The sequence below is a fragment of the Mycolicibacterium llatzerense genome, assembly GCF_025331195.1.
Taxonomy (GTDB): Bacteria; Actinomycetota; Actinomycetes; order Mycobacteriales; family Mycobacteriaceae; genus Mycobacterium; species Mycobacterium llatzerense.
Genome location: NZ_LXOV01000018.1, coordinates 66672 through 84469, shown reverse-complemented (window position 1 = coordinate 84469; position 17798 = coordinate 66672). Strand labels below are relative to the sequence as shown.

Sequence of the window (17798 nt, the reverse complement as noted above, 5' to 3'; positions counted from 1 at the left end):
CTGCGGGGCTGTCAGGCACGATAGGTTGGCCGGGTGAGCGAACAAGCTGCCGAGCCGGCCGACCGCGAAGAGCTGACCGACTGGTTGCTGTCCGAAGGCTTCAGCGCACAGGAGATCGACGAGTCCTTTGCGCCGACGTTGTTGCCGGCCCGGCGAGCTCTCGGCGACGACGGTGTTCGGCTGTCGGCCGGGGACATCGCGGCCAGGTGGGACATCGATATTGATCTGCTGCAACGAATTCTGCACGCGGCGGGTCGCCCCCGGTCCGATGACCCGACGGCCGCGCTGTACTTGACGGTGGACAGTCAGCTGGTCGGCTACGCGCAGCAATGTCTGGGCATGGGACTGCCGATCGAGCAGGTCGTCGCGGTGGTTCAGGTGATGACGGACGGTCTCGCGAAAACGGTCGAGGTCATGCAGTTTGCGGCGCTGTCGGCGATCCTCCAGGCCGACGCGACCGAGTTGGAGAACGCCAAGGCTGTCGCTGCGCTGACCGGATACGTTGCGCCACTTCTGGGTCCGATGGCCCAGGACATGCTCCGTACGCAGATGCTCCATGCGCTGCTGCAGCAGGAAGTCGCTGCCACCGAGCGGGTGACGGGTCCGGCGCTGCCGGGCGCCGGGCTCGTGTCGATAGCCTTCGCCGATCTGGTCGGTTTCACCAGCCTCGGCGAGGAACTGCCGCCGGAAGGATTGGAGCGGCTCTCGCAGCGGTTGGCCGATCTGGCGCGCACCCTGGCCCAGCCGCCCGTCCGGTTCATCAAGACCATCGGAGACGAGGTCATGCTCGTCAGCCCGGAACCGGTACCCCTGCTGAACATGATCCTGGACCTTGTCGACGCGGCTGAAGCCGATGAGGCCCTGCCGCGGCTCAAGGCCGGCATGGCGACGGGGATGGCCGTGAGTCGGGCCGGGGACTGGTTCGGCGGTGCCGTCAACAAAGCCAGCCGGGTGACGGGCGTGGCCCGGCCCGGGGCCGTCCTGCTCGCTGATTCAGCGCGCGACGCGGTCGGTGACGCACCTGGTTTCGACTGGTCTTTCGCCGGTTCGCGACGGCTGAAAGGCATCCGTGACGAGGTGAAACTGTTCCGGGCCCGCCGCGACGAGGACTAGCTGCGGCGCGGCACCCCGACTTGCACCTTGGCCGGGACGCGGCTTACATGGGTAGACATGCCAGACATTGATCGTCGCAGCATGATGTCCATGGCGGGGCTGGGCCTGTTGGCCGCCGCGCTTCCGATCGCCGAGGCCAGTGCAGATACGCCTGGTAAGCCCATCTTCGTGGACAACTTCGACGGGCCGGCCGGTTCGTCGCCCGACACCTCCAAATGGGAGATCGCAACGGCCCGCGAGTCGATGGAGAACCCTACGTATTGGGAGCTGCCCGAACACGTCGGCCAGTACCGCAACGACCGCAAGAACCTGTTCCTGGACGGCAAGTCCAACCTGGTGATCCGTGCCGCCAAGGACGGGAACACCTATTACAGCGGCAAGATTTTCGGGACGTTCCGCGCCGGTATCGGCCACACCTTCGAGGCCCGGATCAAGCTCAATTGCCTGACCCCGGGCTGCTGGCCGGCCTGGTATCTGGCCAACAACACCCCGGGGATCGGTGGCGAGGTCGACATCATGGAGTGGTACGGCAACGGCAGTTGGGCCCCCGGTACCACGGTGCACGTCAATCTCAATGGCGGCGAACATGTTTCGCACAACATCACGCCGGACAGTGCCTGGCACACCTGGCGCTGCCAGTGGGACGACGCCGGGATCCGGTTCTGGCTGGACTACACCGACGGCGCGCAGCCGTACTTCAACGTCCCGGCAAAGTCGTTGCCCAACTGGCACTTCAATGATCCCGGCTACACCCTGTTCCCGATTCTCGGCCTCGCTGTCGCCGGTTCCGGCGGTGGCGACCCCGCAGGGGGAACCTACCCGGCCGAGATGCTCGTCGACTGGGTGAAGATCTGGTGATTACCTGCTGGGCTTGAAACTACGCAGCCGCAGGCTGTTGCTCACCACGAACAGTGAGCTGAAAGCCATTGCCGCGCTGGCGATCATCGGATTCAGCATGCCCGCTGCCGCCAGCGGAATGGCCGCGACGTTGTAGGCGAACGCCCAGAACAGGTTGCCCTTGATGGTCTTGAGCGTCGCTCGGGACAACCGGATCGCGTCTCCTGCGGCCCGCAGGTCGCCACTGACCAGGGTCAGGTCCGAGGCCTCGATCGCGACATCGGTACCGGTGCCCATCGCCAGTCCCAGGTCGGCTTGGGCAAGGGCGGCAGCATCATTCACGCCGTCGCCGACCATTGCCACGACGCGGCCCTGATCCTGCAGCCGCTTGATCTCGTCGACCTTGTCGGCGGGCAGCACCTCGGCGATCACCGTCTCGATGCCGACTTCGGCAGCCACCGCGCCGGCTGCGCGGGCGTTGTCCCCGGACAGCAGGACGGGCGTCAGCCCCAGTTTCTTGAGATCGGCAATGGCTTCGGCGGCAGTGTCTTTCACCTTGTCGGAGACCACGATGACGCCTGCGATGACGCCGCCGATCGCCACCCACACCGGGGTACGGCCTTCGGATTCAGCGGTGTGCGCGATGGTCTGCAATTCGGGGGTGGCCTCCGTGGCCAGCCAGCCGTACCGTCCGACGGCGACCTCGTGACCGTCGACCACGCCGGTGACGCCGCGACCGTCGTGGTTGACGAAGTCGGTGACGGGCGGCAGCGGGCCATCCTCGGCGGCACGGGCCGCCACGGCCTGGGCGATGGGGTGTTCGGACGCGTGCTCCAGTGCACCCGCGAGCCGTAATACGTTGTCGGACTCGGCATGTACCGCGACGACCGTCATTTTTCCGGTGGTCACCGTGCCGGTCTTGTCCAGCACGACGGTATCGACCTTGCGAGTCGATTCGAGCACCTGCGGGCCCTTGATCAGGATGCCCAGCTGTGCGCCGCGGCCGGTGCCGACCAGCAGCGCCGTCGGCGTGGCCAGTCCCAAGGCGCAGGGGCAGGCGATGATCAGCACCGACACGGCAGCGGTCAGCGCGGCGCTGACCGAACCGCCGGCAACCAGCCAGCCGATCAGCGTCAGCAGCGCCAGCCCGATGACCACCGGCACGAACACCGCGGACACCCGATCAGCGAGGCGCTGTACCTCGGCCTTGCCGCTCTGGGCATCGGCCACCAGGCGCGCCATCTGAGCCAGCTGGGTGTCGGCGCCGACGCGCGTGGCCCGAACCTCGAGGCGCCCACCGGCGTTGACTGTCGCGCCGGCGAGGTGGTCGCCTGGGCCGACCTCGACAGGTACTGATTCGCCGGTCAACATCGACGCGTCGACCGCGGATGTCCCGGTGATCACCACACCGTCGGTGGCGATCTTCTCGCCGGGGCGGACCACGAAGGTGTCATCGACCGCCAATTCGTCGATGGGCACCCGGATTTCGCGGCCGTCGCGCAGCACCGCAACGTCCTTGGCGCCGAGATCGAGCAGCGCGCGCAGTGCCGCGCCGGACTGCCGCTTGGCGCGGGTCTCAAAGAACTTGCCTGCCAGGATCAGCGTCGTGACGGTGGCCGCGACTTCCAGGTACAGGTGATCGCTGCCCATGGCCAGCATCCATGCCGACCACAGGTAAGAGGTGAGAACACCGAGCGAGACCAAGGTGTCCATGGTGGCCGCGCCGTGCCGCAGGTTGGTCCACGCGGCGTGGTGCAGCGGCCAGGCGCCCCAGAGCACCACCGGGGTGGTGAGCGCCAATGCCCACAGCGGCCAGTGCGGGAACTGCAGGACCGGAATCATCGACAGGGCGAGGACGGGGATCGTGAGGGTCAGTGACACCAACAGCCGTGGCAGGTATGTCGTTTCGGTTGGGGCATCGGCCTTGTCGATGCTCGCGGTGTAACCGGTGGCCTCTACGGCCGAAACGAGGTCGTCGGTGGTCACACTGTCCGGGTAGGTGATGGCCGCCTGCTCGGTCGCGAAGTTCACGCTGGCATGAACACCGTCAATCCGGTTGAGCCGCTTCTCGATTCGGGCGGCGCACGACGAACACGTCATACCGCCCACGGACAGCGTGACCGACGTGGTCATGCTGGTTGGACGACGTCGTATCCGGCGTCTTCGATCGCGGCGGCAACGGCGGCCCGGTCAGGCTCGCCGTCCACTCGTACGGTTCCGGCCGCCAGGTCCACCTCGACACCGGTCACGCCGGGCAGCGGCTCGACAGCTGAGGTGATGGACGCGACGCAGTGTCCGCACGACATTCCCTGAACTTCAAGTACCTGACTCATGACCGAAGTATATACCCATAGGGGGTATAGGTAGTGCTGTGATGTGGGTCTCGGTCGAATCTCTTCCTTTAGTCGGCTCGGGTGGCATCCTGGTTCCATGGCGCGCAAAGAAATTGACCCGATCCGGGCGAAGAGTGCCCTCGCGGTAGCGAAGGAACACCCGGGCATGCTGCTGTTCGTGGCGTCGCCGGTGATCGCCGCCATCGTGCTGGTCGGTGTTTTCGTGGGCACGGGCTGGGCGGTGTTCCTGGCGCTGGCGGTGCTTGGGCTGGTCGTGTTCGGCGGTTCCGCGCTGTTGCGCAAGCGCTGAGAGAGCCCTTTTCCCTACCTCGTTCGCCTCGGGCGAAAGGCCGTTCCGTTGCAGCTGTAACGGTGTAATCATGTAAACATGAGGCAACATCATTCAGGCCAGGACCGCCGCGGCGGCTGGCAACAAGCGCAGCAGCCCGATGCGGGCGACGCCGCCGACTGGTTCGCCGGTCGGCTCCCAGAAGGGTGGTTCGCCGGCGACCCGAGCGTCACCGTGGACCGCGAGGAGATCGTCGTCATCGGGCGACTGCCCGAGCCGGAGAACCCGGAAACCGCCGCTCGGGCTTCGGGGCGGGTTGCGCGGTTCCGGGAGGAAACCCGGTCCGAGCGCATGCACATCGCCGACGAGGCGGAAGCCCGCTACGGCCGCAAGGTGGCCTGGGGTGTGGCGGTGGGAGAGTCGGAGCGAATCCTGTTCACCCACTTGGCCGTTCCAGTGATGACCCGACTCAAGCAGCCGGAGCGTCAGGTGCTCGACACCCTGGTCGACGCCGGGGTGGCGCGATCCCGTTCTGATGCGCTCGCCTGGTCGGTCCGGCTCGTCGGCGAGCATGCCGAGGAGTGGCTCGCGAAGCTGCGTGACGCCATGACCGCGGTCGACGATCTGCGCGCCGAGGGTCCACAGCTTTGAGCCATTGACCTACGCCACCGCGCGGGTGCAGTCTCAAGGGACCGGCCCGATGGGAGCGCGCGATGAGCGATCGGTTGTTCAACTACGTCGGCGAGATGCTGCGCGGTTGCCTGGATGTCGACCTCGCTTCCGCCCGCGTGATCGGCGCGGGCGATTTCGCGAAGTTCCTGACCGACGATGTGCGGTTGCACGTCGTCAGTGGGCACCTGGCCGCAGCGGAATGGGGTACCGAGGAACGCCATCGGTCGGTGCCGGTGACGGACACCCACATCATCGTTACCGAGCACGGCCTGCTGTATGCGGCCGAAGTTGGCGGCCCGAACCCCGGTTTCTACCTGGCAGTCCCGCGGTCCCTGCTGGAACCCATTGCTGACCACATCGCAGACAGTCCGCCGCCGGCCGGTACGCCGATTGCGATCGACTGCCGCCTCGACCATGACCTCGCGTCCATCTGGCAGTTCGAGAGTGCGCTCCGGCATCAACTCGAGTCCGATCCGGTCATTCGCGTCCAGCTGACGCCGGCGTTCGCGGCCTGAGGCATGGGCTCTTTGGCGTCCCTCCGGCGCCAAAGCCTCGTGCGCAGTGCGGTTTTCACTATCGTCGTGCCCGGCACGATGGCCGGGCTGATTCCGTACCTGCTCACCGGATGGCGGCGGATCGGTGACTTGTTCGGCTTGCCTGGCGGGTGGATCGCCGGCGTCATCCTGATCGCTCTCGGGCTCCCGGTGCTGCTCGCGGCCATCTACAAATTCGCGAGTGACGGTTTGGGTACGCCGTTGCCTGCGGCGCCGACCCAGAGCCTGGTGGTGACGGGGCCGCACCGGTACGTCCGCAATCCGATGTACCTCGCCGTGGCGACCACGATCGTCGGCCAGGCGTTGGTGCTCGGGCAACCCGTACTGCTTTGGTACGTAGGCATTTTCGTGCTGGCTACCGCCGCGTTCGTGTACGTCTACGAGCAGCCCACCCTGCTGAAACAATTCGGCGACGAGTACCGGCGCTACTGCGAATCGGTACCTGCGTGGCTGCCACGGGTCACGCCGTATCGGCCGGTGCGCTGAACAGCAGGAGGTTTCCGTCCGGATCTCGGACGATGAATGTTCGTGCGCCCCACGGTTCTAATTTGAGTGTCTGGTGGAAACTCACGCCGGCGTTTTGATACTCGAGGAAAAGCTCACGTAGTTCTTGGGCGCTGTTGAGAGTGATTGATGCCGACAGCAGCTGTTCCCGTTCGCGGATATCGCCGACGAACACCGGCTCGTCTACGTGGCGAAGGTTGAGGATGGCGTTGTCGCGTTTGACTTGGCCGTAGAACGGGGGCTCGCCGTAGCTGAACTCCACGGTGAATCCCAGTTTCGACGTGAAGAACGCGCACGACGCGGCGACATCCGTGACGAACAGCTGAGGTTCGCTCATCTGAAGGGTGACTGACGATGCGGGGTCTTTGGCGGTGCCGGTCAATTTCTGCACTCCTGTCTTGAGCGCCTGCCAGCTATCGAATCCGCTTTGGCGTGCAACGACTTCCAAGGCGTCGCTCAGCTTGAACGGCGCCTGCAACACCTGGTCATCGGTGAGGTGGCCGTAACGCGGCAGCATGGCTCTGATCTGCGCGGCCACCGGGTAGTAGCCGGAGCGATGCCAGCGCACATACAGTTTTGCTTGCTTGCGGAGGTTCTCGATGTTTGGCATGGTGCATCGGTTTTCGGAACGGAACGTAGGTGGGCATTGCCCTTCGGCGTTCGGCCGATGCTTCCTACCGCATCGGCGCCAGCGTAAAACGGCGGCAGCGACATGTCTATCCTTTGCCGCACCACTGCACTCGTTCTTGCCGCCGTCCAAAAAACTTTGGTCACTTTGTTTGCGCTGGTCACAGTAGGTAACACGAACCTCGTGTGTTGCGGTTCAGGGGCCTCAGAATTCTTGCGCTTCGAACAAATGTTCGATAAAATGAAGTATGGACGCCTCATCCGGTTTCGCCGCCCTTCTGGACCGGGCGCGTGAGCTGCTCATCCAAAACGACATCACCGAGACCGACGCGCACGATGCATTGCGTGTGCTGCTGGCCCTGCGGGGTGTGGTCGATCATCTGGCGGCGACGATGACCGGTGCGCTGGACCGATTGGGTGTGGCAGCGGGGCAGGGGCGGACGACGCGTGAGCTGCTGATCAGTCTGGGGTGCGCACCGAGTGTGGCAGAGCGGCTGGTGCGTGTTGCCGCGGCGCTACCCGCACTGCCCACCCTGGCTGCGCATGCCGGCGACGGGGCGATATCCGCCGAGCACGTCGATGCGATCGTCAAGGGCATCAATCACATTCGGGCACGGTCGCCTGGTCCTGTTGATGAGGCGGCCCGGTTTGACCAGGTCACCGATTTGTTGGGGCAGTTCTTCTCGGGGGCGACTCCGGCGGCGATCGGTGACCGGGCCCGCAGGCTGGGGAACCGGGTGGCCGCCGCCGAGGGTGGCGTGCCCGCGGCGGAGGACCGCTCGATCAACACCGTCGACCATCGGGTGACCAGTGACGGCCGGCTACAAATCCGCGCGGACCTGGATGCCGAGGTCGGCGCCAAATATGTCGCGGCGATGGAGGAGTTGTCCGCGCCGCGACCCGAACCCGACGGCAGCCCGGATGTGCGGTCGGCGGGGCGGCGGCGTGCTGATGCGTTGGAGGCGGTGCTGGATATCGCGGCCCGCGGTGGTGACGTCGCCAGCGCGCCGCGCACGCAGTTGTTGCTGACGGTGCCCGCAGACACCCCGGACTTGGCCGAGTTGGAGTTCATGGGGCCGATCAGCGCCTTGACCCTGGATCGGCTGACCTGCGACACCACGGTCACCACGGTGCTGGTGGACGGCGAGCACGTGCCCCTCGATATGGGGCGGGAGAAACGCCTGTTCCCGGCGCATTTACGCAAGGCCCTGTATCTGCGTGATCAGTGCTGCATCAAATGCGGCGCACCACCGGGACGCACCCATGCCCACCACATTGTGCACTGGACCCACCACGGCGAAACGAGCCTGAGCAACGGCTGCCTACTGTGCCCGGCCTGCCACGCCAACATCCACCACGACGGCTGGGACGTCGTCATGGGCCTGGACAAACACCCCTGGCTCATCCCACCGGCCACCGTCGACCCACACCGGCGAGCGATTCCCGCCTACAACCGGCGCACCATGCGACTGGACGCCGCTGCCTAAATACGTTGTGCACCTTGATAACTCAATAGTGACGACGCATCGCAGGTCTGCTGCTTCGGCGGCGGGCCGAAGCAACAGACCTGCGGGCCGGCCGAATGCAATGAAACTGCCACGTCGTGAAGTTCGGTTCAGTTGTGGACGTGCGTCGCGCGCGAACGTCAGGCCTGCGTCATCTCCCAGTACGCCCCGCGATGCTGGAGCAGCTCGTCGTGCGACCCGCGTTCGACGATCCGCCCGGCCTGGACGACGAGGATCACGTCGGCATCGCGAATCGTGGAAAGCCGGTGCGCGATAATGAAACTCGTCCGGTTGCGGCGCAGCTCTGCGGTGGCCTGGGCGATCAGCAGCTCGGTGCGGCTGTCGACGGAACTGGTGGCCTCGTCGAGGATCAGCAGCTGGGGTTGCCGCAGCAGCGCGCGGGCGATGGTGATCAGCTGCTTCTCGCCGGCGCTGATGTTCACGCCGTTCTCGTTGAGCCGCGTCTGATATCCGTTCGGCAGTGTGTGGACGAAATGGTCGACGCGAGCGGTGCGGGCGGCGTCGATGACCTCGGCCTCGGTGGCGTCGGGACGCCCGTAGGCGATGTTCTCGTAGATGGTGCCGCCGATCAGCCAGGTGTCCTGCAGCACCATGCCGATGCGCGACCGCAGCTCCGCGCGGCTCATTGTCGCGATATCGCGGCCGCCCACCAGGATTCGACCGGAGTCGGGCTCATAGAACCGCATCAGCAGATTCACCAGCGTGGTCTTGCCGGCGCCGGTCGGCCCGACGATGGCCACCGTGGTGCCCGGTTCGGCGACGAGTGACAGGTCCTCGATGACGGGAGTGCCAGGGCGGTAGGAGAAGTTGACGCGCTCGAACTCCACCCGGTCCGGTGCGTCCGACACCGGGCCCGCACCCGGACCCCCAGCCGCACCTGGACCTGGACCTGGACCTGGAGCCGCCCCCGCCGCCCCCGTGGTCTCTTCCTCCGCGTCCAGGAACTCGAAAACCCGCTCCGCGCTGGCCATCCCGGACTGCATGGTGTTGTACATCGACGCGATCTGGGTCAGCGGCTGATTGAACTGCCGCACGTACTGGATGAAAGCCTGGATGCTGCCGAGGCTGATCTGCCCGGTCGCCACCTGGATGCCACCGACCACCGCGACCCCGACGTAACTGATGTTGCCGATGAACGTCGTGATCGGGGAGACCAGCCCGGACAGCGACTGCGCACCGAAACTCGACTGGTACAGATCGTCATTCAGTTCGCGGAACTTCTCCTCGGCCAGTGCCCGGTGCCCGAAGGTCTTGACCACGGTGAAGCCGCTGTAGGTCTCTTCGATGTGGGCGTTCAGCCGGCCCATGTTGCGCCACTGCGCCATGAAATGTTGCCGCGACCGTTTGGTGATGATCCGCGTCGCCAGCAAGGTGAACGGCACCGTCAGCACGGTGATCAACGCCAGCAGCGGCGAAATCCAGATCATTGCCGCCAGTACCGCCACCACTGTGAGCGCCGACGTCAGCAGCTGACTGACGGTGATGGTGAGCGACGTCTGGACGTTGTCGATGTCGTTGGTGACGCGGCTGAGAATCTCACCGCGCGGACGGGAATCGAAGTAGGACAACGGCAGTCGGTGAATCTTGTCCTCGACGCGGGCCCGCAGCGCGAACATGGTGCGCTGCACGATGGTGTTGAGCAGTCGTGCCTCGACCCACACCATCACCGCCGAAACCAGATACAACAGCAGCGCAAGAGTCAGCACATGACCGATGGCACTGAAGTCGACGCCTTGTCCCGGAATGACATTGGAACCGGCGAGCAGATCGGCAAAAGTGTTGTCGCCGCGGGCTCGGGCCGCTGCCACCGCCTGCTCGCGACTCATCCCGGCCGGCAAGCCACGCCCGAGCACGCCGTTGAACAACAGATCGGTGGCGTGGCCCAGAATGCGCGGTCCGATTACGCCGACGGCAATCCCCGCGATCCCCAACAGCATCACCACGGCAACCCGGCCACGTTCCGGCGCCAGCTGCTTCACCAGTCGCACTGCCGTGCCGCGGAAGTCCTCGGACCGCGAACCGGACGCCAGCATCGCGGCTGACGGCGGCCGGGTCACGCCACGCCTCCGGCCACGATCGCCTGTGAATCGGCGAACTCGCGGTACACCGGGCACGACCCGCTCAGCTCGGCATGCGTGCCGGCACCCACCACCTGGCCGTTGTCCAGCACGACGATCTGATCGGCGGCGGCGACCGTCGAAAGGCGTTGGGCAACAATGACCACCGTGGCCTCGGCCGCCACCGCGGACAGCGCGGCCCGCACCCGGGCGTCGGTGTGGACGTCCAACGCCGAGAACGCGTCGTCGAACAGATACACCGCCGGCCGCCGGATCACCGCACGGGCGATGGCCAGGCGCTGGCGCTGCCCGCCGGAGAAATTCGTGCCGCCCTGGGCGACGGGCATGCCGAGTCCCTCGGGATGATCCGCCACGAAATCAGCCGACGCGACACCCAGCGCGGCCCACATCTCGTCTTCGGTGGCGTCGGCCTTGCCGAACCGCAGGTTGTCGGCGACGGTGCCGGAGAACATGTGCCCGCGCTGCGGTACCACGCCGATCATCGACCACAACTGTTCCGGGTCGTAGTCCCGCACGTCGACGCCGTCGACGGACACGGAACCTGAGGTGACGTCGTACATCCGGCACAGCAGTGCCATCAGCGTCGACTTCCCCGAGCCAGTCGACCCGACGATCGCCGTCACCGCGCCCGGCCGGGCGGTCAGCGAAACCCCGTGCAGCACAGGATCGTCGGCCCCGGGGTACCCGAAGGTGGCTGCCTCCACCCTGATTTCCCCGCGCCGAATCCCCGGCACCACAGGCGTATCGGGGGACACGATCGTCGGCTCGGTGGCGAGCACATCGGTGATCCGTTCGGCGCACACCGACGCGCGCGGCAGGATCACCAGCACGATCGTCACCATCAACACGGCCATCAGGATCTGCATGAAGTAGGACAGGAAGGCGATCAGCGAGCCGACTTCCATCTGGCCGTGGTCGATGCGGATACCGCCGAACCAGATCACCGCGACGCTCGACAGATTCACCACGAGGGTGGTCGCGGGCAGCATCAGGGCCTGCCACCGGCCGACCGTCATGGTGGTGTCGGTCAGGGCGTGATTGGCGTCGGCGAACCGGTCGCGTTCGGCGTCCTCCCGCAAGAAGGCCCGAACCACACGGATACCGGTGAGTTGTTCGCGCAGCACCCGGTTGATGCTGTCGATCAACCGTTGCATGCGGCGGAACAGCGGCAGCAGCCGCGAGATGATGAGGTAATTGCACACCGCCATCACCGGCACGCTGACCAGCAGCAGCCAGGACAGGCCGGCGTTCTGGTGCACGGCCATCGCGATGCCGCCGATGCTCATGATCGGCGCGGTGATCAGCATGGTGCAGGTCATCTGCACCAGGACCTGGATCTGCTGGACGTCGTTGGTGGTGCGGGTCATCAGCGTGGGCGCCCCGAACCGCACGGCTTCGGCATTGGACCAACCGAGCACCTGACGGAACACCGTCCAGCGCAGGTCGCGGCCGAAACCCATGCCGGCGCGGGAGCCGAAATAGACCGCGCCGATCGCGCACAGCACCTGCAGCGCGCTGACGCCGAGCATGATGGCGCCGAGCCGCCCGATGACGGCCGTATCGCCGCGTGCGACGCCGTGGTCGATGATCCGGGCGTTCAGCGTCGGCAGATACAGCGAAGCCAGCGTGCTGATCAGTTGCAGCGTCGCCACCACCGTCAGCTGCCGCCGATACGGCCTCGTGTACTGCCGCAGCAGTGCCCAGAGCATGCGGTTACTGTGGCACACCCGAGAATGCTTGCAGAAAGACCAGGTCAGTCGGCATGTCGGTGGTTGACCTCCGAACCTGCCGCTACAGTGCATGGCGTGACCCGCAGACAGGTGAAGACCGCCGCCGCGACCGTGCTTGCCGCGGCGATGATTCCGGCGATGTCGGCCTGCTCGGACGATGGCAACGGCGGCGGCGCTGTCGCGGGCGGCCAGTCGGGCCCGTCCGCATCCGGTCCCGCCAAGCATGGCCCGATGTTCCCGGTGTGTGGTGGCGTCAGTGATCAGACCGTCGGCCAGCTGACCCAGGTCGCCGGCCTCGTCAACACCGCGAAGAACTCCGTCGGGTGCCAGTGGCTGGTCAACGGCGGCATCCTCGGTCCGCACTTCTCGTTCACCTGGTACCGGGGCAGCCCAATCGGCCGCGAGCGCAAGACCGAGGAACGGACGCGCGCGGACGTCAACGACATCAACATCCAGGGCCACTCCGGTTTCGTCGCACTCGGTGAGGACCCGATGATCGGCAAGAGCCTGTGCGAGGTCGGCATCCAGTTCGATGACGACTTCATCGAATGGTCCATCAGCTTCTCCCAGAAGCCGTTCCCCGACCCGTGCGACATCGCGAAGGAACTGGCCCGGCAATCGATTGCGAACGCGAAATGACACAGCGGAAACTGGCTGGAGCGGTCGTCGTGATGTCGGCGTTGGCGCTGGTGGGCTGTGCGCGGTCGGTCGAGGGCACCGCGCTGAAGGAAGGCGCAGGCGGCGGTAGCGAGCACTCGGCGGACTCGTACCCCAACCTGCTCAAAGAATGCGACGTGCTGACCAACGACGTGCTGGCCAAGACGGTCGGCGCGGACCCGCTGGACATCCAGAGCACCTTCGTCGGCGCGGTGTGCCGGTGGCAGGCGCTGAACCAGACGGCGGGCCTCATCGACATCACCCGGTTCTGGTACGAGCAGGGCAGCCTCGACGAGGAAACCAAGGTCGCCCAGCACCTGAACTACAAGTACGAGAACAAGTCGATCGCCGGCGTGAAGTCGATCATCATGCACCCGAACGACCCCAACGGTTCGTGCGGTGTGGCCAGCGACGCCGCCGGTGTCGTGGGCTGGTGGGTCAACCCGCAGGGTCCGGGCGCGGACACCTGCGGCATGGCCACCAAGCTGATGGAGCTGACGCTCGCCACCAACTCCTAACGGGGGACGTGGAACTGCGCCAGCGTGGCGCTGCGCAGTTCCAGCTGCGACCACGGCCGGTCGGTCTGCAGGACCGCGATCGCTGACGTCGGGTACTTCATCGCGATCTGGCCGGCGGCATCGCGATCGCTGGTGTCGGGCGACGCCAAACTCAGCGCGAGCGACGACATGACCGGTTCGTGGCCGATCACCAGCACGGTGTTCGCCGCCTCCGGCGCGCCGTTGATGACGTCGATGGCGATGCCTGCCGTGGCGTCGTAGAGGCGTTCGACGTACGTCACGGGCGCGGTGATGCCGGTGCGGGCCAGGGTCTGCCGGGTTCGGGTGGCCGTCGAGCACAGGACGGCGTCGACGGACGGCAGGTGTTCCCGAATCCAGTCTCCGGCCAGCGCGGCTTCGCGAATGCCGCGCTTTGCCAGCGGCCGCTCATGGTCGGCGACCCCGTCGGGGTAGTCGGATTTCGCGTGCCGCAGCAGGATCAATGTTCGGGTGGCCACCCGCCCACCGTAGATCCCCAGAGTTGTCGGTGCCCGGATTTACACTCGCCGCAGGAGATTTCGAACAGCGCAAGAAAGGGGACGCCGAGATGCGTTTCGTGCACACCGCCGACTGGCAGCTCGGCATGACCCGGCATTTCCTGGGCGGTGAGGCGCAACCGCGTTACTCGGCGGCACGTCGTGACGCGGTGGCCCGCCTCGGTGCGCTGTGCACCGAGGTCGGTGCGGAGTTCGTCGTCGTGGCGGGGGACGTCTTCGAGCACAACCAGCTCGACCCGCGTGAGGTCAGCCTGTCGCTGGAGGCCATGCGGGCCATCAAGATCCCGGTATTCCTGTTGCCCGGCAACCACGATCCGCTGGATCCGGCGTCGGTGTACACGAGCACGTTGTTCCTGGCCGAATGCCCACCGAACGTCACAGTGCTCGACGGCGTGCACGAGCTGCGCCCCGGTGTGCAGATCATCGGTGCGCCGTGGCGCTCCAAGGCGCCCACCACGGACCTGACGGGCGACGCGGTGGCCGATCTTCCGGCCGACGGCGTCACCCGAATTGTGGTGGGCCACGGCGGGGTTGACGTGCTGGACCCTGATCCCACCAAACCGTCGCTGATCCGGCTGGACGCGGTGGAAGCTGCGGTGCAACGCGGCGCTGTGCATTATGTGGCGCTGGGGGACAAGCACTCTCGCACTGAAGTGGGCAGCACCGGCCGGATTTGGTACTCCGGCGCACCGGAAGTCACGAATTACGATGACATCGAAGCGGATTCGGGTCACGTCCTGGTGGTCGACGTCGATGAAGCGGATCAGACGGTGAAGGTCGACGCCCGACGTGTGGGCCAGTGGCGGTTCGTCACGCTGCGCCGCATCGTCGACACCGATCGCGACATCGCCGATCTGGACCTGAATCTCGACGGGCTGTCGGACAAGGAACGCACCGTGGTCCGGTTGGCGCTCACGGGCTCGCTGACGATCTCCGACAAGGCCGTGCTCGACGCGTGCCTGGATCGCTACGCGCGGCTGTTCGCCGCGCTGACCACATGGGAGCGGCACACCGACCTCGTCGTGGTCCCGGCGGACGGCGAATTCTCGGACCTGGGCATCGGCGGATTCGCCGCGGCGGCGGTCGACGAACTGGTCGGCACCGCAAGTGCGTCGGGCGACGGCGCCGACGACGCCCGCGCGGCGCTCGCGCTGCTGCTGCGCCTGGTCGATCGGGGAACAGCGGCATGAAGCTGCACCGCCTGGTCCTGACCAATTACCGCGGAATCACCCACCGCGAGATCGACTTTCCAGATCGCGGCGTGGTGGTGGTCGCCGGCGCCAACGAGATCGGCAAGTCCTCCATGATCGAGGCGCTCGATCTGCTGTTGGATGCCAAGGACCGCTCGACCAAGAAAGAGGTCAAGCAGGTCAAGCCGACCCACGCCGATGTGGGAGCCGAGGTGACGGCTGAAATCTCCACCGGCCCTTACCGGTTCGAGTATTACAAGCGCTTCCACAAGAAGGCCGAGACCCGGCTGAAGATCCTCGCGCCGCGCCGCGAGCAGCTCACCGGCGACGAGGCGCATGATCGGGTGCGGGCCATGCTTGACGAGACCGTCGACACCGAACTCTGGCGGGCCCAACGCATCCTGCAGTCGGCCGCCATGGTGCCGGTCGATCTGGCCGGATGCGACGCGCTGGCCCGGGCACTCGATGTCGCGGCGGGTCAGGCCGGTGCGCTCGAGGGGGCGTTGTCGGGTAACGAGCCGCTACTGGTCGACCGGATCGACGCCGAATTCTTGAAGTACTTCACCCAAACCGGTCGCGCCACCGGTGTCTGGGCCGAGGCCGTCAAAGGTCTGAAGGCCGCGCAGGCCGAGGTGGCGACGTGTACCGCAGCGGTGGCCGAGGTCGACGACGCGGTCCGGCGGCACGGCGAGCTGACCGCGGAATTGGCCACGGCCGCTGAGCAATTGACAGCGGCTGAGGTGCGCCTGGCTGGGGCCCGTGAGGCGGCTGGGGCGGTGGCGCGAATCCGCGACGACCTGACGCAGGCACGGGTACAGGCGCAGGCTGCGGTGGCCTCGGCGACGGCAGCGCGCAGCGCACTGGACGAGCGGCAGCGGCTGCACGCCGACGTCGCACAGCGGACCGCCGGCATCGGCGAGCTGACTGCAGCGGCCGAGCAGGCCGGACAGCAGCAGGCGGTTGCGGTGCAGCTCCAGCAGGCCGCAGACAACGCCGTGGCCGTGGCACGTTCTGTGGTGGACGCCGGCCGCGCCCGGCTGGACGCGGCGCGGCAGGTGGTGGATCAACTCTCGCAGCGTGCCGAAGCCGCCCGGTTGGCCGGACAGCTGGAGCGGGTGCAGTCTGCCGCGACCGAACTGGCGGTGGTCGCCGAGCAGCTGGCCAAGATCACGCTGACCAGCGCCGCCATGCGTGCCGTCGAGACCGCCACGGCAGCAGTGGACCGCGCCGCAGCCGCGGCGGAACTCGCCTCGGCGCGAATCGAATTGGTCGCGCAGGGCGACGTTGAGCTGCGGGTCGGCGATCAGGACGTGACGCTGTCCGCCGGGGCCGAGTGGGCCACCAGCGCGGGCAGCCGGACCGATGTCGAGCTCCCCGGTCTGCTGACGGTGCGGGTGCTGCCCGGTACCCCGGCCGCGGACACCAGCGCCGTTCTCGGCGCCGCGCGTGATGCGCTGGCCGCTGCACTCCGGCCGCACGGCGTAGCCGACGTGGAGGCCGCGCGTGCGCTGGACACCCGGCGACGCGAACTCGAGGCCGAGCGTGATCGGCTGACGGTCACACGGCAGACCCTGCTCGGCGCCGATACGGTCGAGGCGCTGGCGGCTCGGCTGGCGGGGCTGCGGGAGCAGCTCGGCGACACCGAACCCATCGATGTCGGCGCTGCCCGGGCCGAGCTGGAGGCCGCCGACGCCGAACAGCGGCGTGCGGCAACCGATTACGAGCAGTGCCGCGACACGGCCACTGCTGCGGCGGCCGCGGCGGCTGCCGCACTGACTGCGGCCACGGTCGCGCGCGAGAAGGTGACGGCCGCGACGACGGCGCTCACCGAGTCGACCGCGCGACTGACTCGGCAGAGCGAGCTCGAAGACGACGCCGCGTTGACCCAGCGCGTCGCCACGCTGGGGGAGCAGGCTGCCGCCGCCACCGCACGCGAACAGGAACTCGCGGCCGCGCTGGCTGCCACCACACCCGACATCGTGGACGCGGAACTAGCGGCTGCCACCGCGGATTCGACCCGCATCGGTGCCCGGCGCAGCGAACTCGATGACCAGTTGCGGGATGTGGCAGCGCAATTGAAGGTGTACGGGACTCAGGGCCGGCAGAGCCAGCTGGATGTCGCCGAGGTGGCGTTGCGGCACGCGGAGTCCGAGCATGCCGCGGTGGGCCGTCGCGCCCGAGCGGCTGAACTGCTGCGCACGGTGATGGGCCGGCACCGCGAGCAGGCCCGCCAGCGGTACGTGGCACCGTTCCGCACCGAGGTGGAACGGTTGGGGCGCATCGTGTTCGGGGACAGCTTCGCCGTCGAGGTCGACAGTGATCTGCGGATTTGCAGTCGCACCGTCGCGGGCACCACCGTGCCGTACGAAAGCCTGTCCGGTGGGGCCAAGGAACAACTGGGGATCGTGGCTCGGCTGGCCGGAGCGGCGTTGGTGGCCAAAGAGGACACCGTCCCGGTGATCATCGACGACGCACTGGGTTTCACCGATGCCGGCCGATTGGCCCGCATGGGCGAGGTGTTCGATGCGGTCGGCGGCGACGGCCAGGTGATCGTGTTGACCTGCAGCCCCGAGCGTTATGCGAGCGTCGGCGACGCGACGCGAATCGAGCTCACCGCTTAACCCCCTAGACCAG

The 17798-nt window shown here is 66.9% G+C and carries 17 protein-coding genes; 11 read left to right on the top strand and 6 right to left on the bottom strand.

Annotation, left to right across the window (positions count from 1 at the left end):
- Positions 1–33: 33 nt before the first annotated feature.
- Together A7G45_RS32605 and A7G45_RS30020 are read left to right on the top strand one after the other, a co-directional pair.
- Positions 34–1113, top strand: a complete 1080-nt coding sequence (locus A7G45_RS32605; protein ID WP_260942373.1) for an adenylate/guanylate cyclase domain-containing protein — start codon at positions 34–36, stop codon at positions 1111–1113.
- A gap of 57 nt (positions 1114–1170) precedes the next feature.
- Entirely contained in the window at positions 1171–1971 is an 801-nt protein-coding gene (locus tag A7G45_RS30020) for a glycoside hydrolase family 16 protein (RefSeq protein WP_260942371.1), read from the top strand.
- Here A7G45_RS30020 and A7G45_RS30015 read toward each other — a convergent pair whose 3' ends face one another.
- Positions 1972–4083 (bottom strand): heavy metal translocating P-type ATPase, encoded by a 2112-nt coding sequence (locus tag A7G45_RS30015; RefSeq protein WP_260942369.1) that lies wholly within the window; start codon positions 4081–4083, stop codon positions 1972–1974. It abuts the gene before it with no gap.
- Complete coding sequence (locus tag A7G45_RS30010; protein WP_043395390.1) at positions 4080–4283, bottom strand: cation transporter; 204 nt, start codon at positions 4281–4283, stop codon at positions 4080–4082. Before A7G45_RS30010 ends, A7G45_RS30015 begins: the two co-directional genes overlap by 4 nt.
- Positions 4284–4380: 97 nt before the next feature.
- On the opposite strand from A7G45_RS30010, the gene A7G45_RS30005 reads away from it, so the two are divergent.
- The 4 genes from A7G45_RS30005 to A7G45_RS29990 all read left to right on the top strand — a co-directional run bounded on the left by A7G45_RS30005 (position 4381) and on the right by A7G45_RS29990 (position 6284).
- A complete protein-coding gene (locus tag A7G45_RS30005; RefSeq protein ID WP_260942367.1) occupies positions 4381–4593 on the top strand; it encodes a hypothetical protein in 213 nt (70 codons plus the stop codon).
- A gap of 78 nt (positions 4594–4671) precedes the next feature.
- Positions 4672–5223: an ATP-binding transcription factor AbmR gene (locus A7G45_RS30000; protein ID WP_260942365.1), complete on the top strand. Its 552-nt coding sequence runs from the start codon at positions 4672–4674 to the stop codon at positions 5221–5223.
- A gap of 62 nt (positions 5224–5285) precedes the next feature.
- A complete protein-coding gene (locus tag A7G45_RS29995) occupies positions 5286–5759 on the top strand; it encodes a hypothetical protein (RefSeq protein WP_260942363.1) in 474 nt (157 codons plus the stop codon).
- 66 nt (positions 5760–5825) lie between these two features.
- Positions 5826–6284 carry a methyltransferase family protein gene (locus A7G45_RS29990; protein ID WP_260942361.1) on the top strand — a complete coding sequence of 153 codons (459 nt, stop codon included), beginning with the start codon at positions 5826–5828 and terminating at the stop codon, positions 6282–6284.
- Here A7G45_RS29990 and A7G45_RS29985 read toward each other — a convergent pair.
- Positions 6259–6912, bottom strand: a complete 654-nt coding sequence (locus A7G45_RS29985; RefSeq protein WP_260942359.1) for a VOC family protein — start codon at positions 6910–6912, stop codon at positions 6259–6261. The genes A7G45_RS29990 and A7G45_RS29985 overlap by 26 nt on opposite strands.
- A 265-nt stretch (positions 6913–7177) precedes the next feature.
- Here A7G45_RS29985 and A7G45_RS29980 point away from each other — a divergent pair, with 265 nt between their 5' ends.
- Positions 7178–8416: an HNH endonuclease gene (locus A7G45_RS29980; protein ID WP_260942357.1), complete on the top strand. Its 1239-nt coding sequence runs from the start codon at positions 7178–7180 to the stop codon at positions 8414–8416.
- Between the two features lie 158 nt (positions 8417–8574).
- On the opposite strand, the gene A7G45_RS29975 is transcribed toward A7G45_RS29980, so the two are convergent.
- The gene (locus A7G45_RS29975) at positions 8575–10488 is read right to left on the bottom strand and encodes an ABC transporter ATP-binding protein (RefSeq protein ID WP_260943326.1); all 1914 of its coding nucleotides are present in this window, start codon (positions 10486–10488) and stop codon (positions 8575–8577) included.
- A 20-nt stretch (positions 10489–10508) separates the two neighbouring features.
- Positions 10509–12242 carry an ABC transporter ATP-binding protein gene (locus A7G45_RS29970; RefSeq protein ID WP_071285485.1) on the bottom strand — a complete coding sequence of 578 codons (1734 nt, stop codon included), beginning with the start codon at positions 12240–12242 and terminating at the stop codon, positions 10509–10511.
- Between the two features lie 147 nt (positions 12243–12389).
- Between A7G45_RS29970 and A7G45_RS29965 the strand changes: the two genes are divergently transcribed.
- The gene (locus A7G45_RS29965) at positions 12390–12902 is read left to right on the top strand and encodes a DUF3558 domain-containing protein (RefSeq protein ID WP_043397147.1); all 513 of its coding nucleotides are present in this window, start codon (positions 12390–12392) and stop codon (positions 12900–12902) included.
- Positions 12899–13438 carry a DUF3558 domain-containing protein gene (locus tag A7G45_RS29960; RefSeq protein WP_043396906.1) on the top strand — a complete coding sequence of 180 codons (540 nt, stop codon included), beginning with the start codon at positions 12899–12901 and terminating at the stop codon, positions 13436–13438. Before A7G45_RS29965 ends, A7G45_RS29960 begins: the two co-directional genes overlap by 4 nt.
- On the opposite strand, the gene A7G45_RS29955 is transcribed toward A7G45_RS29960, so the two are convergent.
- Positions 13435–13935, bottom strand: a complete 501-nt coding sequence (locus tag A7G45_RS29955; RefSeq protein ID WP_260942355.1) for a SixA phosphatase family protein — start codon at positions 13933–13935, stop codon at positions 13435–13437. The two genes, A7G45_RS29960 and A7G45_RS29955, sit on opposite strands and share 4 nt — an antisense overlap.
- A gap of 89 nt (positions 13936–14024) precedes the next feature.
- Between A7G45_RS29955 and A7G45_RS29950 the strand changes: the two genes are divergently transcribed.
- Both A7G45_RS29950 and A7G45_RS29945 read left to right on the top strand, forming a co-directional pair.
- Positions 14025–15164, top strand: coding sequence for a metallophosphoesterase family protein (locus A7G45_RS29950; RefSeq protein ID WP_260943324.1), 1140 nt, complete (start codon positions 14025–14027; stop codon positions 15162–15164).
- Positions 15161–17785 carry an AAA family ATPase gene (locus A7G45_RS29945; RefSeq protein WP_260942353.1) on the top strand — a complete coding sequence of 875 codons (2625 nt, stop codon included), beginning with the start codon at positions 15161–15163 and terminating at the stop codon, positions 17783–17785. The genes A7G45_RS29950 and A7G45_RS29945 overlap by 4 nt, the downstream gene beginning before the upstream one ends.
- Positions 17786–17798: the final 13 nt, after the last annotated feature.

Bases quoted from the DNA above. Each gene is read 5' to 3' on its own strand.
- A7G45_RS30015 (WP_260942369.1), bottom strand. From the start codon at position 4,083: ATGACCACGTCGGTCACGCTGTCCGTGGGCGGTATGACGTGTTCGTCG.
- A7G45_RS29980 (WP_260942357.1), top strand. From the start codon at position 7,178: ATGGACGCCTCATCCGGTTTCGCCGCCCTTCTGGACCGGGCGCGTGAG.
- A7G45_RS30000 (WP_260942365.1), top strand. From the start codon at position 4,672: ATGAGGCAACATCATTCAGGCCAGGACCGCCGCGGCGGCTGGCAACAA.
- A7G45_RS29975 (WP_260943326.1), bottom strand. From the start codon at position 10,488: ATGCTGGCGTCCGGTTCGCGGTCCGAGGACTTCCGCGGCACGGCAGTG.
- A7G45_RS29970 (WP_071285485.1), bottom strand. From the start codon at position 12,242: ATGCTCTGGGCACTGCTGCGGCAGTACACGAGGCCGTATCGGCGGCAG.
- A7G45_RS29965 (WP_043397147.1), top strand. From the start codon at position 12,390: ATGATTCCGGCGATGTCGGCCTGCTCGGACGATGGCAACGGCGGCGGC.
- A7G45_RS30020 (WP_260942371.1), top strand. From the start codon at position 1,171: ATGCCAGACATTGATCGTCGCAGCATGATGTCCATGGCGGGGCTGGGC.
- A7G45_RS30005 (WP_260942367.1), top strand. From the start codon at position 4,381: ATGGCGCGCAAAGAAATTGACCCGATCCGGGCGAAGAGTGCCCTCGCG.
- A7G45_RS30010 (WP_043395390.1), bottom strand. From the start codon at position 4,283: ATGAGTCAGGTACTTGAAGTTCAGGGAATGTCGTGCGGACACTGCGTC.
- A7G45_RS29985 (WP_260942359.1), bottom strand. From the start codon at position 6,912: ATGCCAAACATCGAGAACCTCCGCAAGCAAGCAAAACTGTATGTGCGC.
- A7G45_RS29995 (WP_260942363.1), top strand. From the start codon at position 5,286: ATGAGCGATCGGTTGTTCAACTACGTCGGCGAGATGCTGCGCGGTTGC.
- A7G45_RS29950 (WP_260943324.1), top strand. From the start codon at position 14,025: ATGCGTTTCGTGCACACCGCCGACTGGCAGCTCGGCATGACCCGGCAT.
- A7G45_RS29960 (WP_043396906.1), top strand. From the start codon at position 12,899: ATGACACAGCGGAAACTGGCTGGAGCGGTCGTCGTGATGTCGGCGTTG.
- A7G45_RS29945 (WP_260942353.1), top strand. From the start codon at position 15,161: ATGAAGCTGCACCGCCTGGTCCTGACCAATTACCGCGGAATCACCCAC.